Raw genomic sequence first — 14,249 nt, 5'->3', positions numbered from 1 at the left:
TAATGGGATATTAGTACTACTGCTTGCTCTCAGGTTTGGGTTGGTAAATCATTTTGACCCGACCATCCGGGTTGCTTTTGTTCTCGCTGCCCTTGGCATTCACGGTCTGTTTGGTCAGGTCATAATCAATACGTTCACCTGTGAAGGTATCACCCTTCTGGGTCAACTGCGCCTGTTTGATCAGTTGGATCTTATCGCCAGCCACCTGATAATCGATAGTATGACCCCAGGCTTTCAGAATGCCTTGATCATCAGGTTGCTGTTCTTCGTAGTAAGCTCTTTCCTTGTCGCCTTCTGCCACAATTTTTTTAACTTCCTGCTGGACGGAATAGATGGTCACCTTGTCTCCGGTAATTCGGGTGGTGCCCTGAATCATCACAACATTGCCTTTATAGATGGATACACCTTTCTTGTTATCGATATCGGCGGTGTTGGACTCGATCTCAATAGGCTTCTGCCGGTCAGATGGCAATGCTTGTGCCATGACTGGAAGCAGAACCGTGGCCCCCAGCATCAGGTAATATTCGACCCCTCTGCGACGACTCTTTCTGTCTGGCCGCTCATTTGGATCAAGGCGCTTGGCCTGTTCATGGCTTTGGCTCATGAAATCCTCTTACCCTAGACTTGAGTTTAACCAGACTCTCCTTGAAGAAAGCCTCCATACCAATGGCGCGCGTACGTCCAGTGTCGTTGGTGATCAGTACCGGTCGATCAGTGACTGCCAGATCCTTTTCAGAGTATATGGTCATGAAATCAGTGTCTATTCGAACCTTACTACCATTGCCGAGGTTCGTCTGGGTCATCACCACATCATCCCAGAGCTCTATATCCTCGCTGCCGGGCAACAGTTTGCCATAGAGGGCGTCGGCCACCATGGGTTTTCCGGGGGTATTGAAATTCTCCAGATGAGGGGTTTGCAGCAACGTTGTGTCATTGTGCGGGTAATGGGTGATACTGTCTGAGACCAGTATGTAATCCAGTTCGCCCTCTTTGTTGTACTGGGTGACCCTGGTGTCAATGAAATAGTAGTCAGCGTTCTCACGAACCAGAGGCTGTTTTTTCTGAACCCCAACATGGAGTTTGCTGTCATAAGCCCAATAGCCAACGCCGACCATTATCAGCATCAGAAAAGCAATCATTATCAGGTTCCGATTGGGCATCAGATCATTGGCTCCGGGTCACAATCTGGTCAGAGTCTGCAAAGGCAGATACCGACAAAAGAAGGCCATTCAGGAAAATGATGCCCGGTTTGTGCAGTCGGCAGCATTTTCGCAGCAAATGAATTCAGTTTACCATGATTTTATTTGATCATCAGGGGCTGCAGACGAATGTTTTCAAATACTAGACACTCGCTGTCGGCCTTACGTAAGAAGAGTTAAACGGTAGTGCTTTCTTGTCGTCAAAGAAACGCTTGAATGGAAAGGTATCGCTGTAATGGTGGAAAACTATCACAGCGATATTTTGGGTATTTTAACTCTCTATTTCAGGTAACTGGCCAGCATGTCATCCAGCTTGCCTTTGGCTTTAAGAATGAAATCACAAAATTCTCTGGCTGCACCTTCGCCGCCACGATTAGTAGTGATAGCAGGTGAGTGTTCACGAACGTAGTAGTGCCCGTTAGGAACGCTGCAGCCAAAACCAACCTGTCGAATGGCTGGAAGATCTGGCAGATCGTCTCCGATGTAGGCCACTTCATCCAGGCTAAGACCTTGCCCTTCTTCCTGAAGCAATTCTTTCAGAGCGACAAACTTGTCTTCGCGGCCCTGATAGAGAAAATCTACGCCCAGGTCGGAGGCTCGTTTTTCAACAAATACGGATCGACGGCCGGTGATGATGGCTGTTTTTACACCCGACTGCTTGAGCATTTTCAGGCCATGACCGTCGAGAGTATTGAATATTTTCATTGATTCGCCATGCTCACCAAACAACAGTTTGCCGTCAGTGAGAACACCATCGACATCAAAAACAGCCAAACGAACCCTGGCGGCGGCAGATTGTAGTGAAGAACTGATCATACAACGCCCGCCTTCAGTAGGTCGTGCATATTAATGGCACCGATCAGTTCATTGTCATCATCAACACAGATCAGAGCATTGATTTTCCGGTCATCCATAATCTTCAGGGCTTCAGCCGCAAGAATCTCGGGGTGGATGGTTTTGCAGTGGCTGGTCATCACTTCATCAATCAGTGTGGATTTGGGGTCGACGCCCTTGTCCAGAGCCCGACGCAGGTCACCATCGGTGAAAATGCCAATGACATGGCGTTTGTTATCGACAATGGCGGTCATGCCCAGGCCTTTGCGAGTAACTTCCAGCAGGGCTTCGCTCATTGGTGTGCCCAGGGGAACTTCTGGTACCCGTCTGCCAATGTGCATGATGTCTTTTACTTTCAGAAGCAGTCGTTTACCTAAAGAGCCACCAGGGTGAGAGAAAGCAAAGTCTTCTGCAGTAAACCCGCGGGCTTCCAGCAGGGCAATGGCCAGTGCGTCGCCCATTACCAGGGCTGTGGTCGTGCTCGAGGTAGGCGCGAGATCCAGAGGACATGCTTCTTTTTCCACCCCGGTGTTGAGATGGGCTTCAGCATCTTTCGCCAGTGTTGAATTCGGGTTGCCGGTCATGCTGATCAGGGGGGTGCCCAGTCTTTTCAGCAGGGGCAATAGAGTAATGACTTCGCTGGTTTCGCCAGAATTGGAAAGAGCCAGAACCACGTCTTCATGGGTGACCATTCCCATATCACCATGGCTGGCTTCCCCGGGGTGTACAAAGTAAGCAGGGGTGCCGGTGCTGGCGAGGGTTGCAGCAAGCTTGCGGGCAATATGTCCCGACTTGCCCATGCCAACGACAATAATCCGGCCACGGCATTCAAGCATAACACGGCAGGCACTGGCAAAACTGCTGTCGATCCTGTCTATCAGGCTCTGAACAGCTTCCAGTTCCATGGTAACGGTGCGGCGACCAATTGAGATGAACGGCTCGTCAGTAGTCATATTACGTACAGATTAGTTGTGACACGGCTATTCTATAGTGCCTTTCGCCACAGTAACAGTTCGGGATTTCTGCATTAAAACCTGTGCACTATGATCAGTTCCTCCTGATTCCGATACTATAGACCTTATCGCAACCGCACGACCGCATGGATGCAGGAGCAGTTGCCGTGCAGGATAGTCTTAACACGGGCTAAAATGGAGAAGCCCGGGAGGCAGGGCTGACCGGTCAGCCCTGCCTGAAAAAGTCAGTGCTGAATGAATAACCAGGCACCATAGAGAAAGTATATTGAGAGCAGCGCAATGCCTGTCATTCTGCCCAAATGTCGAGGTTTCCGGCCAATCACGCAGACCAGGGCCAACAATATTGTCATGCCCAGCATAACAGGATAATCCCGCAGGATAACTGCCTGATCCAGTGCTCCGGGAGCTACCAGTCCGGGCATGGAGAGAACCGCCAGAAGGTTAAACGTGTTTGAGCCGATCACATTACCCAGGGCAATATCATGATGGCCTTTCAGAGCGCTGGTGATGGATGCGGCCAGCTCTGGCAGACTGGTGCCAATGGCAACAATCGTCAACCCGATCACAAGGTCGCTGATGCCCATGGCCTTAGCAATCTCGGTGGCCCCCCATACCAGTAGCTGTGAGCTGCCCAGCAACAGTAAAAGACCAGAACCCAGCATAAACCAGGCTTTTGCTGAGGACAGCTCTGGAATGTCTTCATCTTCCACCACTGCCTCATCCGGGTGTTGTTTCTGCCAGCGAATCATCAGGTAAAGGGTAATGACGAGGCCTGCCAGCAGAATCAAACCATCTATTCGACCCAGATAACCATTGGCAATGCAGAGACCGGAAATAATAGTTATCACCAACAGAAGGGGAATTTCTCTCTTGGTCAGAGCCGCTTTAACAGGCAGGGGGGCTATCAGGGCAGTAACACCCAGAACCAGGCCGATGTTGGCGATGTTTGAACCCATGGCATTGCCCACGGCCAGTCCCGGGAATCCTTGCAGTGCAGCCGATAGAGAGACCAGAATTTCAGGTGCAGAGGTGCCTATGGAGACCACTGTCAGGCCGATTAACATTCTTGAGACGTTCAGATTGCTGGCCGTAGCAGCGGCACCGGCAACAAAACGGTCTGCACTCCAGGTCAGGATAATGAAACCCACCAGGATGGCAGCAAGGGCAATGAGCATAGGATAAATTCTCTTCTCTAATTCAGGATGATTGGCTGAGATACTTTTTTTTTTACCTTGGAAGCGGCAAGATGATTTTATTCAGTCATTATTGTGTGAAAAAACCATTATCAGAAAGGGAGCAGTCATTCTCGGAACGGATCGGTTCATATAGCATTGTTCTGCCAGTCCGGACTCTAGATAAAAAAGCCCAGTCTAAGTCTGTTGATAGTGAAAAGATAGTAAAAAGCCGGTAAAGAAGCTGTTTGGATGCAGTGATACTGATAAGGATACGTTCCCACAGTTCAAAAGGTAGCTGAAAGTCGCCATAATTAGATGCGGGTTGGTGGTAAGCTACCAGGGGATGGCGGTTGCTACTGAGTGCAGTCCACACATAGACAAGGAATAGCCTTCCAATGACAAAGGCAAGTGATAACTTTATTGAGATCCGTGGTTTGACGTTTCATCGAGGCGATCGAACGATTTTCAAGAATGTTGATATCGCCATTCCCAGAGGAAAGGTGGTGGGTATTATGGGGCCATCGGGTACTGGTAAAACGACGTTATTACGTTTGATCGGACGTCAGCTTCGCCCTGACTCCGGACAGATCTTTGTGGATGGCCAGAATCTCGATCTGCTCTCCCGTGAAGAGTTGTTTCGTACCCGTCGTAAGATGGGCATGCTTTTTCAGAGTGGTGCGCTTTTTACCGATTTGTCGGTGTTTGAAAATGTTGCCTTTCCTCTGCGCATTCATACCAGACTGGCTGAGCCGATGATTCGGGATATTGTCTTTATGAAGCTGGAGGCGGTAGGGCTAAGGGGTGCCTGGTCGTTGATGCCGGCAGAACTGTCAGGTGGAATGAACCGTCGTGTGGCACTGGCCAGAGCCATTGCACTGGATCCGGCTATGGTGATGTACGACGAGCCTTTTGTAGGGCAGGATCCTATAGCCATGGGTGTGCTGGTAAAATTGATCAGAATGTTGAACGAAGCACTGAATATTACCAGTATTGTGGTATCACACGATCTTCATGAAACAGCGTCAATCTCCGACTACCTCTACCTGATAGCCGACGGTGAAGTTATTGGCCAGGGTGAGCCGAAGCGTCTTATGAATTCCAATGATTCCCGGGTTAAACAGTTTATGAACGGACTATCTGATGGTCCTGTGCCATTCCATTATCCGGCACCGGATTATAAAGAAGTATTGCTGGGTGGGGAGACCGGATGAGCACAGGTATTCTTGACAGATTATCGCAGCTCGGCCGTTTTGGGTTGGATCAGATTCAATCCATGGGCCGGGCAGGCATTTTTCTGGTACTGGCTATTTTCTCCCGAGCCGGTTTCAGTAACCGATTCTCCTTGTTGATTCAGCAGTTATACAGTGTCGGTGTCATGTCGCTGATTATTGTTACCGTGTCAGGGCTGTTTATTGGTATGGTGCTGGCCTTGCAGGGCTATAACATACTGATACGATACGGCTCAGAAGATGCCGTGGGGCAGATGGTGGCTCTCAGCCTTTTGAGAGAACTCGGGCCGGTAGTTACAGCTTTGTTGTTTGCTGGACGAGCAGGTTCGGCTCTGACGGCTGAGATAGGGTTGATGAAAACCACAGAACAACTGTCCAGTATGGAAATGATCGGGGTTGATCCACTCAAGCGCGTCATTGCGCCTCGATTCTGGGCAGGGGTGATCTCCATGCCATTGCTGGCCGCCATTTTCAGTCTGGTCGGTATACTGGGAGCTGTGATGGTTGGCGTGGATTGGCTGGGTATTTATGAAGGTTCTTTCTGGGCCACTATGCAGGCTTCGGTCAGTCTGGCGGCGGATATAGGGAATGGGCTGATCAAAAGTCTTGTATTTGGTTTTGTCGTGACCTGGATAGCGGTATTCCAAGGATATGATGCCATCCCCACTTCAGAGGGGGTCAGCAGGGCCACAACAAGGACTGTTGTTTATTCTTCGCTGGCCATTCTGGGGCTGGATTTCATTTTGACCGCTGTCATGTTTGGAGAACTCTAAGATGCGGATGAGAACGGTAGAGATAAGTGTCGGCGGTTTCATGTTGGCCGGGATGCTGGCATTGGTTGTACTGGCGCTAAAAGTCAGTGGTCTTTCATTGGAAAGCGGCAAGCAAACCTATACCGTGACTGCCATGTTTGATAACACTGGAGCCCTCAAGCCAAGAGCTAAAGTAGCCCTGGCCGGTGTCATCATTGGCAGGGTCACCAAGGTTGAGCTCGACAAGCAGACCTATATGGCAAAGGTTGATATGGAAATCGATTCCCATATAAATAACATTCCTGTCGACAGCACTGCCTCTATCGTGACGGCAGGGCTGCTGGGAGAGAAATACATTGGTATCAGCATTGGTGGAGATACTGACTACATCAAGCCCGGTGGTCGCTTCGAGGATACCCAGTCGGCTGTTATCCTGGAGGAGTTGATTGGCAAATTCCTTCTGGGTTCAGTCGATAAGGACTAAAGGCTATTAACTCCAATATATAAAGCCTGTAGAGGATGATGGAATCAATGATGAAAATGGTAAAGTCTGTTCAACAATTCATGACGACCCTGGTCTGTCTGATGGTGATGGGTGTATCTTATGCTGCGCCCGCTTTGCAGCCCCCGGAAGTGGAAGTCAGGAAGATTACCTCCGAGTTGCTGGATACTTTCAATAAGAACAAGAAGCAGTACCAGAAAGATCCTGAAGGTTTTTTCAAGGAAGTCGATCGTCTTTTATCTCCGGTGGTGGCTTTTGACCAGGTAGCCCGCTATGTCATGGGCAAGTACGCTCATCGCAATCCTGAACAGGTTGAGAAGTTTGAGTCGGTATTCAAGGATAGTTTAATCCGTTTCTATGGCAAGGCACTGTTGTCTCTGGACGACACTAGTCTGGTTATCGAGAGTGTGGATAAAACCTCACCTGAGTTGCTGAAAAAATATCAGGAAGGTCAAATCAGCCGTATACCCGTCAGGATGAAGGTTCGTACCAGCACCAACACGGTCGAGATCTTTTACTCAATGGTGCATGTTGATGGTCGCTGGAAGCTGCGTAACGTGACAATCGAAGGAATCAATATTGCCAAGCAATTCCAGAGCCAGTTTGCAGACGCTATGAAAAAGCACAAGAAAGTATCCTACGTGATAGATAACTGGGCTGCTATCATGTCCGCTTCAGCAGACGGCAGCAGTAAGAAGTAGTTTTGTCCATTTTTTTGCTATGAGCATTCAGGAATCAAAATCATGCAGCTTGAACGATTGGCACCGGGACAGTTTTCTCTTAACGGGATTGTCAATTTTGATAATGCTGTCGAGGTGGAGAGTGAGGGGCGTAAGCTGTTGGAAGAGGACGTAGCTCCCGGAGGCGTCCTGAGAGTCAGCCTTGGGCAACTGCATAAAGGGGATAGCTCAACCCTGTCTGTTTGCCTGTCCTGGATCAGGCTGGCTCAGAGTAGAGGTGGTCATCTCTGCCTTTCTGACATACCGGAGGAGCTTGCTGCCCTGGCCAAGGTCTGTGGAATAGCGTCGATTCTGCAGGAAAGCACTTGCCCTTCTGCTTCCTGATTAAATGCAAGTGAGTGACGCCCTTTTGCCTGTTTATTCGCTACCAGTCTCCTTTCGGGACTGGTCAGTACAGTCAATGTCCGATATGATCCATCGATTTGCCCGCGAGTACGTACAAAGAGTACGGGCTTGTTGAGTGGTTGTTATTTTTTCATGAAAATACTGCTGTTGGGTGGTGTTTTTGTGTTTATGCTTTTAAGGCGTGAGGCGGTCTTTCCGGCTCATGACTGTTTTGAGAGGTGAATGCATGCAAGCCACCGAAGTGAAGGCGCTGCTGGAAGAGAGTTTCCCGGGTTCAGAGGTTCTGGTAGAAGGAGAAGGGTGTGACCTTCGGCTGACCATTATCAGTGACCAGTTTGAAGGGGCCCTGCCTATCAAACGTCAGCAGATGGTGTACAAACACCTCAATGAACTGATCTCCAGTGGTGCCATTCATGCGGTGACCATGATCACCCAGACACCTTCAGAAGCGCAGCGTCAGGCCTAACCAGCGAATCACAGGTGAAACTATGATGGATAAACTGATTATCACTGGTGGTACGCGTCTGGATGGCGAAATCCGTATCTCCGGTGCCAAGAACTCTGCACTGCCTATTCTGGCAGCCACCCTGCTGGCGGATGATCCTGTTACTGTCTGCAACCTTCCCCATTTACACGACATCACTACCATGTTTGAGCTGTTTGGCTGCATGGGTATCGATCTGATGGTCGATGAGCGTATGAACGTTGAAGTTCATGCCAGCACCATCAAGCAGCTGAAAGCGCCCTATGAGCTGGTAAAAACCATGCGGGCTTCCATTCTGGTTCTGGGGCCTTTGCTGGCCCGGTTCGGTCGTGCTGAAGTCTCTTTGCCCGGCGGTTGTGCCATCGGCAGTCGACCTGTGGATCTGCATATTCGTGGCCTGCAGGCTATGGGTGCTGATATTTTGGTTGAAGATGGTTATATCAAGGCCAGTATCAGGGATCGTCTGAAAGGTGCCCGTATTTTCATGGATACCGTGACCGTAACCGGAACTGAAAACATTCTTATGGCAGCCTGTCTGGCCGATGGTGAAACCATTATCGAGAATGCTGCCCGTGAGCCGGAAGTGGTTGATTTGGCAGAATGTTTGAAAACCATGGGGGCCAAAATTGAGGGTGCTGGTACCGATGTTATACGTGTTCAGGGGGTTGAGCGTCTTAAAGGGTGCACCTATTCCGTTCTACCTGATCGAATTGAAACCGGTACTTATCTGATCGCGGCAGCTGCAACCGGAGGCCGCGTTCGTCTCAAGGACACTCAACCTGATCTGCTGGATGCGATTCTGATTAAATTGCGCGAAGCTGGTGCTTCCGTAGAATGGGGTGAGGATTGGATTGAGCTGGATATGAAAGGTAAGCGTCCGGAAGCGATTGATCTTAGGACAGCTCCCTACCCTGCCATGCCAACCGATATCCAGGCCCAGTTTACGGCGTTGAACCTGATTTCTGATGGCGTAGGCAGCATCACAGAAACCGTCTTCGAAAACCGCTTTATGCACATTCAGGAAATGAAGCGGATGGGAGCTGACGTCAAAGTAGAAGGCAATACCGTTGTGATTAAGGGGGTTGACTCACTGAAGGCAGCTCCGGTTATGGCGACTGATCTGAGAGCATCAGCCAGTCTGGTGATTGCGGGCCTGATTGCTGAAGGTGACACGGTTGTGGAACGTATTTACCACATTGATCGTGGTTATGAGTGTATTGAAGAGAAACTTCAGCAGCTCGGTGCGAAAATTCAGCGTGTACCTGCCTGATAGCATTCTGTTCATTGCAGCTATGTAGCAGGGGCAAGCTTCAAGCTTGTCCCTGCTGAGCCTCTTAGATCAGTTCTGAATCTTTCTCTCTCATAAAAGTATAAAAATCCTCAGTCGGCACGGGTGTATGACACCCACGTTATCTTCTGTTTGGTGTAAACTACGCCACTTAAAGCAAAGGAAGCCTGTCCCGGATGTCCAGTCAGATCACAATAGCGCTTTCCAAAGGGCGCATACTCAAAGATACACTGCCTCTTCTCAAGGCGGCGGGTATTGAACTAGCTGAAGACCCTGCCAAGAGCAGGAAGCTGATTATTTCTACTACTCATCCAGACGTCAATCTGTTGATTGTCAGAGCCAGTGACGTACCCACCTACGTTGAGTACGGCGCTGCGGACGTCGGTGTGGCTGGAAAAGATGTGTTGCTGGAGCATGGATCGACCGAGCTTTATGAGCCTTTGGACCTGCAAATTGCTCAATGCAAACTCATGACTGCTGGTAAAACCGGGCATGAAGAGCCAACAACCGGTCGGGTCAAAGTAGCGACCAAGTTTGTGAATGTTGCCAGACGCTACTATGCATCCCAGGGGCGTCAGGCCGATGTTATCAAACTCTACGGTTCTATGGAGCTGGCGCCACTGGTGGGCCTGGCAGATATCATTGTTGATGTCGTGGATACCGGTAATACCTTGAGGGCCAATGGGCTGGAGCCAAGAGAATTGATCACTCAGGTATCCTCCAGGCTAGTGGTGAACAAGGCTTCCATGAAAGTGAAGTTTGAAGCCATTAATGCACTGATTCAGCAGTTGAGAGCTGCTGTAGACGCCCAAACCCATTAACTGCCATGACGGAAGAGCGTTTTTGTTCCAATCCGGGATGAAAAGTTTTTATGATAAAAAGTGCGACGGAGTAATACGATGACGGTGAATCCTGTACAACTGAGCTACGGAAACCGGGATTTTAATGAGCAGCTGGGTCTTCTACTGGCCTGGGATAGTGTCTCTGACGAAGAGGTTCAGCATCGTGTTAAGCATATCATCGCCGAAGTGCGCTCCCGTGGTGACGAGGCTCTGGTAGAGTTCACCCATCGTTTTGATCGCCTTTCTGTTTCCGGTATGGCAGATCTTACTCTGGGAGCAGAGCAACTTCAGAAAGCGCTGGAAACCATCCCGCAGGAGCAGAGGCAGGCTCTGCAAACAGCGGCCAGCAGAATCAGAAGCTATCACGAGCGACAGGTGCAATCTTCCTGGACTTACCAGGAAGAGGACGGAACCGTGCTTGGACAACAAGTGTTGCCTATGGATCGCGTCGGTCTCTATGTGCCCGGAGGGAAGGCTGCCTACCCTTCATCCGTAATGATGAATGCCATTCCGGCTCATGTTGCTGGCGTAAAAGAAATTATTATGGTGGTGCCCACACCGGATGGTGTAGTCAATGACATGGTGCTTGCCGCTGCCGCTGTTGCTGGCGTCAAAAAAGTGTTCACCATTGGTGGAGCTCAGGCCGTGGCTGCTCTAGCCTACGGTACAGAAACCGTTCCCGGCGTCGACAAGATCGTTGGCCCTGGCAATATCTATGTCGCCACCGCCAAGCGTGAGGTGTTTGGTCAGGTGGGCATTGATATGATCGCAGGTCCATCGGAAATCCTGATCCTATGCGATGGTCACACGGATCCGGACTGGATAGCCATGGATCTGTTTTCACAAGCTGAGCACGATGAAGACGCTCAGTCAATTCTGGTGTCTCCGGATCAGGCTTTTCTTGATCAGGTTGTAGCAAGTATGCGCCGCTTGTTGCCTGACATGGAGCGCAGGAAGATCATTGCAGAATCGGTGAATAACCGAGGCATTATGATCCATGTTCCGGATATGAAAGCCGCCTGTGAGGTCAGCAACCGAATTGCTCCCGAACATCTGGAGTTGTCTGTAGAAGATCCTCAGGCTTTGTTGTCTGATATTCGTCATGCCGGTGCTATTTTTATGGGTCGTTATACGGCCGAAGCCTTGGGTGACTATTGTGCCGGTCCTAATCATGTATTGCCCACATCCGGTACGGCCCGGTTTTCCTCCCCGCTGGGGGTTTACGATTTTCAGAAGCGCTCTTCACTGATTCACTTTTCACCCGAAGGGGCTTCAGAAATAGGTAAAGTGGCTTCTGTAATGGCAAGAGGAGAATCCCTGACAGCTCATGCCCGTTCAGCAGAATACCGCATCAAGAAATGAAGCATCGACTTCTGGTGTGTCGTTGTTATCACTCTTCAGGAAAAACAGAAAGCCTGTTATAGCTGCGCTTATGCTCAGCTGTACACCACTACTATTCAGTTCCTGGGCGGCTTCACTGTTAATCCGGTATCAGGTTGACCTTTCAGCCCTCAGTGTTGGGCAGTGGTTACCTTTCTTTCTATTGAGTGCTGTGACCATGGCTCTGGCTCTGACGCCCAGCACTTTTGTGGCACTGGTAGCCGGTTTTTTTCTTGGCTGGGATGCTATTCCCTATGTGTTGTCAGCTTATCTGATGGCTTCAGTAATGGGCTATTGTGCGGGAGCACTTCTGGATGGTGGACACCTGATGCATACCTTTCGAAACAGCCCGCGTGTCAAAAAAGCACTGAAAACCCTCAATGCCAGTGGCTGGAGCCTTATGTTTCTGGTCAGGCTTTCGCCCGTTTTGCCTTTTGCATTAATGAACCTGTTGATGCCCGCATTGAAAGTCCCGTTTTCGGTTTTCCTGCTAGGTGGGTTCCTTGGCATGTTGCCCAGAACGCTTTTCTCCATCTGGCTGGGTCTCGGAACCTACGACATTGTTTCCCTGATGAATAGTGAAGCATTAGCGTCTCAGTCAAGCTGGTTGGTCATGCTGCTGGTCGTCCTGTCTGGTGCAGGGTTGTTCTTTCTACTGAATCGTGCGGTAAAACAGGCAAAGACGATATAACAGGAAGAGTATCAGATGAGCTTTCTCACTAACTGCTATGTTTGTCACTCTCAGTCGAATAAAGAGGGGCAATTATGTGTAGGACTGTTCTGCGGCCACTGCTTGGAAGTGTATGTCTGATTTTAATGTGTCTCAATAGTTGGGCTCTGGGCTATTCTGAAACAGAAGCCGTTTGTCACGTTTCTGGAAAAAAAGTGTGTGTGACTGTTGAAAAGACCACTTCTTATGAAAAGTGGCTTTGGTTTTCCACATCATGCGATTTGAGGTGCGAGTATTATCATGATGCTTTTGTGGAACAGTTTTTTCCGCTGGAACATCTGAGCGAGTTTGATGGTTTCGGAATAAATCTCCGAAAAAAATCAGATGGCAGGCTGGTTTGGAGTCATTACATGCTCGGCAGAGGGTATAAAAAGCAGGCTTTGATCGTCGAGATAGAAGTGACGAAGGAGGATCGCTTTGAGAGTCCTGAAGGCAAACTGTTTAACCAGCTGTTATTAGAAGATCTGTCGAGACTCCAGCCTGTAACCCCGGAATTATTGAAACGTCACAGCACCAATTACAGGGGATGGCTTTGGTGGGGGCTGGGTCATACTGTGAGTTTATTTTCTGGTTTTTTTGGTTCCTTTTTATTTCTGGCTTTAATGTCATAAACCTGAATCAGTTGACCATATTGGGTCGGGTCGCGACAACCGCCTTCATTTCAAGAGGGTGGTTGTTGCGCAGAATTTGTAGGGTGACTTCACTCCCGGGTGCTTCCTGAGCAACCATATTCATGACCTTCCTGCCATCATTGGTGCTTATGTTGTTGATGGCCATCAGAATGTCTCCACGTTTCAGGCCGGCCAAATCTGCTGGACCATTGTCGTAGACACCCGAAATCAAAATGCCAACATTGCTTTCAACACCGTACGCTTGCGCCAGTCGACTGGTGAGTGGCTGTGATTCTATGCCCAGCCAGCCTCGCACAACACGACCGTATTTGATGATGGACTGGGTGACAAATCGTGCCATGCTGGAGGGAATCGCAAAGCCAACGCCTTCATTACCTCCTCCTCTGGAAAACAGCAGCGTGTTAATGCCCACTAATTCACCACGGGCGTTGATCAGGGCGCCCCCTGAGTTACCCACGTTGATGGCGGCGTCGGTTTGAATAAAATCTTCATAAGTATTGAGACTGAGGTCATTCCTGCCAGTAGCGCTGATAATCCCCATGGTGACTGTTTGACCCAGTCCGAAGGGGTTACCTATAGCCAGAACCACGTCCCCAACCTCGGTCTGGCCAGAATCGGCCAGATCCAGGCTGGGTAAATCGTTTAAATCAATTTTCAGTACTGCCAGATCCGTCTCTGGGTCCCTGCCGACGATGGTTGCGGATTCTTCTCTGCCATCTTTCAGCACAGCCACAATACGGTCAGCGCCATCAATAACGTGATTATTAGTCAGCAGGTAGCCATCAGGGCTGATAATGACTCCGGAGCCGAGGCTGGTTTCTACCTTGGCTCTGCCAAGGTTGTTTTCTGTGAAGGGACTTTTCGGCATTCTGGAGGGGCTGGATTCATTGATCAGTGTGGCGGTAGCAATGTTAACCACGGCAGGTGCTGCTTCCTTGACTGCCGAGCTGAAGGAAACCTCACCAATGCCCAATAGTTGTTCGCCTCTGCTGAGCAGATTACTGAGACTCAAATGGGGCAGACCCAGCCATTTCGGAGCAAGCAACATCACCAGCAAGGCAACAATCAGGCCTGACAGGGCGGGATAGATGAGCTGGTTGAGGAGTCTTTTCATGATCTGCTTGTCAATGATTGTGGGCCGAG

General features: G+C 49.7%; 18 protein-coding genes. 12 read left to right on the top strand and 6 right to left on the bottom strand.

Going from position 1 to position 14,249, the window contains the following annotated elements:
* Positions 1-16 precede the first annotated feature (16 nt).
* The gene (lptA, locus tag ACOMHB_RS21050; protein WP_422412984.1) at positions 17-604 is read right to left on the bottom strand and encodes a lipopolysaccharide transport periplasmic protein LptA; all 588 of its coding nucleotides are present in this window, start codon (positions 602-604) and stop codon (positions 17-19) included.
* The gene (gene lptC, locus ACOMHB_RS21045; RefSeq protein ID WP_422135066.1) at positions 588-1,160 is read right to left on the bottom strand and encodes an LPS export ABC transporter periplasmic protein LptC; all 573 of its coding nucleotides are present in this window, start codon (positions 1,158-1,160) and stop codon (positions 588-590) included. Before lptC ends, lptA begins: the two co-directional genes overlap by 17 nt.
* On the opposite strand from lptC, the gene ACOMHB_RS21040 reads away from it, so the two are divergent.
* Positions 1,153-1,308: a hypothetical protein gene (locus tag ACOMHB_RS21040; protein WP_448218077.1), complete on the top strand. Its 156-nt coding sequence runs from the start codon at positions 1,153-1,155 to the stop codon at positions 1,306-1,308. The genes lptC and ACOMHB_RS21040 overlap by 8 nt on opposite strands.
* Before the next feature lie 170 nt (positions 1,309-1,478).
* Here ACOMHB_RS21040 and ACOMHB_RS21035 read toward each other — a convergent pair whose 3' ends face one another.
* The 3 genes from ACOMHB_RS21035 to ACOMHB_RS21025 form a co-directional block, all read right to left on the bottom strand.
* On the bottom strand, positions 1,479-2,015 hold the full coding sequence (locus ACOMHB_RS21035; RefSeq protein WP_448218076.1) for a KdsC family phosphatase: 537 nt from the start codon (positions 2,013-2,015) through the stop codon (positions 1,479-1,481).
* Positions 2,012-2,986: a KpsF/GutQ family sugar-phosphate isomerase gene (locus ACOMHB_RS21030; RefSeq protein ID WP_422135065.1), complete on the bottom strand. Its 975-nt coding sequence runs from the start codon at positions 2,984-2,986 to the stop codon at positions 2,012-2,014. The genes ACOMHB_RS21035 and ACOMHB_RS21030 overlap by 4 nt, the downstream gene beginning before the upstream one ends.
* A gap of 245 nt (positions 2,987-3,231) precedes the next feature.
* A complete protein-coding gene (locus ACOMHB_RS21025; RefSeq protein WP_448218075.1) occupies positions 3,232-4,182 on the bottom strand; it encodes a calcium/sodium antiporter in 951 nt (316 codons plus the stop codon).
* Between the two features lie 395 nt (positions 4,183-4,577).
* On the opposite strand from ACOMHB_RS21025, the gene ACOMHB_RS21020 reads away from it, so the two are divergent.
* From ACOMHB_RS21020 to ACOMHB_RS20970, 11 genes are all read left to right on the top strand, one after another.
* Entirely contained in the window at positions 4,578-5,393 is an 816-nt protein-coding gene (locus ACOMHB_RS21020) for an ATP-binding cassette domain-containing protein (RefSeq protein ID WP_422135063.1), read from the top strand.
* Positions 5,390-6,184 (top strand): lipid asymmetry maintenance ABC transporter permease subunit MlaE, encoded by a 795-nt coding sequence (gene mlaE / locus ACOMHB_RS21015; protein WP_422135062.1) that lies wholly within the window; start codon positions 5,390-5,392, stop codon positions 6,182-6,184. Before ACOMHB_RS21020 ends, mlaE begins: the two co-directional genes overlap by 4 nt.
* 1 nt (position 6,185) lies before the next feature.
* Positions 6,186-6,647, top strand: a complete 462-nt coding sequence (mlaD, locus tag ACOMHB_RS21010; protein ID WP_422135061.1) for an outer membrane lipid asymmetry maintenance protein MlaD — start codon at positions 6,186-6,188, stop codon at positions 6,645-6,647.
* A gap of 47 nt (positions 6,648-6,694) precedes the next feature.
* Positions 6,695-7,366: an MlaC/ttg2D family ABC transporter substrate-binding protein gene (locus ACOMHB_RS21005; protein ID WP_422135060.1), complete on the top strand. Its 672-nt coding sequence runs from the start codon at positions 6,695-6,697 to the stop codon at positions 7,364-7,366.
* Positions 7,367-7,408: 42 nt separating this feature from the next.
* The gene (locus ACOMHB_RS21000; protein ID WP_422135059.1) at positions 7,409-7,729 is read left to right on the top strand and encodes an STAS domain-containing protein; all 321 of its coding nucleotides are present in this window, start codon (positions 7,409-7,411) and stop codon (positions 7,727-7,729) included.
* Positions 7,730-7,952: 223 nt separating this feature from the next.
* Complete coding sequence (locus tag ACOMHB_RS20995) at positions 7,953-8,216, top strand: BolA family protein (RefSeq protein ID WP_448218074.1); 264 nt, start codon at positions 7,953-7,955, stop codon at positions 8,214-8,216.
* A gap of 25 nt (positions 8,217-8,241) precedes the next feature.
* Positions 8,242-9,504 (top strand): UDP-N-acetylglucosamine 1-carboxyvinyltransferase, encoded by a 1,263-nt coding sequence (gene murA / locus ACOMHB_RS20990; RefSeq protein ID WP_448218660.1) that lies wholly within the window; start codon positions 8,242-8,244, stop codon positions 9,502-9,504.
* A gap of 194 nt (positions 9,505-9,698) precedes the next feature.
* Positions 9,699-10,343 (top strand): ATP phosphoribosyltransferase, encoded by a 645-nt coding sequence (gene hisG / locus ACOMHB_RS20985; RefSeq protein WP_422138759.1) that lies wholly within the window; start codon positions 9,699-9,701, stop codon positions 10,341-10,343.
* Between the two features lie 78 nt (positions 10,344-10,421).
* Complete coding sequence (gene hisD, locus ACOMHB_RS20980) at positions 10,422-11,726, top strand: histidinol dehydrogenase (protein ID WP_448218073.1); 1,305 nt, start codon at positions 10,422-10,424, stop codon at positions 11,724-11,726.
* Positions 11,692-12,435 carry a TVP38/TMEM64 family protein gene (locus ACOMHB_RS20975; RefSeq protein ID WP_448218072.1) on the top strand — a complete coding sequence of 248 codons (744 nt, stop codon included), beginning with the start codon at positions 11,692-11,694 and terminating at the stop codon, positions 12,433-12,435. The genes hisD and ACOMHB_RS20975 overlap by 35 nt, the downstream gene beginning before the upstream one ends.
* A 74-nt stretch (positions 12,436-12,509) precedes the next feature.
* Positions 12,510-13,085: a hypothetical protein gene (locus ACOMHB_RS20970; RefSeq protein ID WP_422472185.1), complete on the top strand. Its 576-nt coding sequence runs from the start codon at positions 12,510-12,512 to the stop codon at positions 13,083-13,085.
* A gap of 7 nt (positions 13,086-13,092) precedes the next feature.
* Here the strand turns inward: ACOMHB_RS20970 and ACOMHB_RS20965 are convergent, their stop codons facing one another.
* Positions 13,093-14,220 carry a S1C family serine protease gene (locus tag ACOMHB_RS20965; protein WP_448218071.1) on the bottom strand — a complete coding sequence of 376 codons (1,128 nt, stop codon included), beginning with the start codon at positions 14,218-14,220 and terminating at the stop codon, positions 13,093-13,095.
* Positions 14,221-14,249 lie beyond the last annotated feature (29 nt).

Source organism: Endozoicomonas sp. 2B-B (assembly GCF_053470045.1).
This window is presented reverse-complemented; position numbering and strand designations above follow the sequence as displayed.

Excerpts from the sequence above, each read along its gene's own strand:
- lptA (WP_422412984.1), bottom strand. The coding sequence starts at position 604 with ATGAGCCAAAGCCATGAACAGGCCAAGCGCCTTGATCCAAATGAGCGG.
- lptC (WP_422135066.1), bottom strand. The coding sequence starts at position 1,160 with ATGCCCAATCGGAACCTGATAATGATTGCTTTTCTGATGCTGATAATG.
- ACOMHB_RS21035 (WP_448218076.1), bottom strand. The coding sequence starts at position 2,015 with ATGATCAGTTCTTCACTACAATCTGCCGCCGCCAGGGTTCGTTTGGCT.
- ACOMHB_RS21030 (WP_422135065.1), bottom strand. The coding sequence starts at position 2,986 with ATGACTACTGACGAGCCGTTCATCTCAATTGGTCGCCGCACCGTTACC.
- ACOMHB_RS21025 (WP_448218075.1), bottom strand. The coding sequence starts at position 4,182 with ATGCTCATTGCCCTTGCTGCCATCCTGGTGGGTTTCATTATCCTGACC.
- ACOMHB_RS21020 (WP_422135063.1), top strand. The coding sequence starts at position 4,578 with ATGACAAAGGCAAGTGATAACTTTATTGAGATCCGTGGTTTGACGTTT.
- mlaE (WP_422135062.1), top strand. The coding sequence starts at position 5,390 with ATGAGCACAGGTATTCTTGACAGATTATCGCAGCTCGGCCGTTTTGGG.
- mlaD (WP_422135061.1), top strand. The coding sequence starts at position 6,186 with ATGCGGATGAGAACGGTAGAGATAAGTGTCGGCGGTTTCATGTTGGCC.
- ACOMHB_RS21005 (WP_422135060.1), top strand. The coding sequence starts at position 6,695 with ATGATGAAAATGGTAAAGTCTGTTCAACAATTCATGACGACCCTGGTC.
- ACOMHB_RS21000 (WP_422135059.1), top strand. The coding sequence starts at position 7,409 with ATGCAGCTTGAACGATTGGCACCGGGACAGTTTTCTCTTAACGGGATT.
- ACOMHB_RS20995 (WP_448218074.1), top strand. The coding sequence starts at position 7,953 with ATGACTGTTTTGAGAGGTGAATGCATGCAAGCCACCGAAGTGAAGGCG.
- murA (WP_448218660.1), top strand. The coding sequence starts at position 8,242 with ATGGATAAACTGATTATCACTGGTGGTACGCGTCTGGATGGCGAAATC.
- hisG (WP_422138759.1), top strand. The coding sequence starts at position 9,699 with ATGTCCAGTCAGATCACAATAGCGCTTTCCAAAGGGCGCATACTCAAA.
- hisD (WP_448218073.1), top strand. The coding sequence starts at position 10,422 with ATGACGGTGAATCCTGTACAACTGAGCTACGGAAACCGGGATTTTAAT.
- ACOMHB_RS20975 (WP_448218072.1), top strand. The coding sequence starts at position 11,692 with ATGCCCGTTCAGCAGAATACCGCATCAAGAAATGAAGCATCGACTTCT.
- ACOMHB_RS20970 (WP_422472185.1), top strand. The coding sequence starts at position 12,510 with ATGTGTAGGACTGTTCTGCGGCCACTGCTTGGAAGTGTATGTCTGATT.
- ACOMHB_RS20965 (WP_448218071.1), bottom strand. The coding sequence starts at position 14,220 with ATGAAAAGACTCCTCAACCAGCTCATCTATCCCGCCCTGTCAGGCCTG.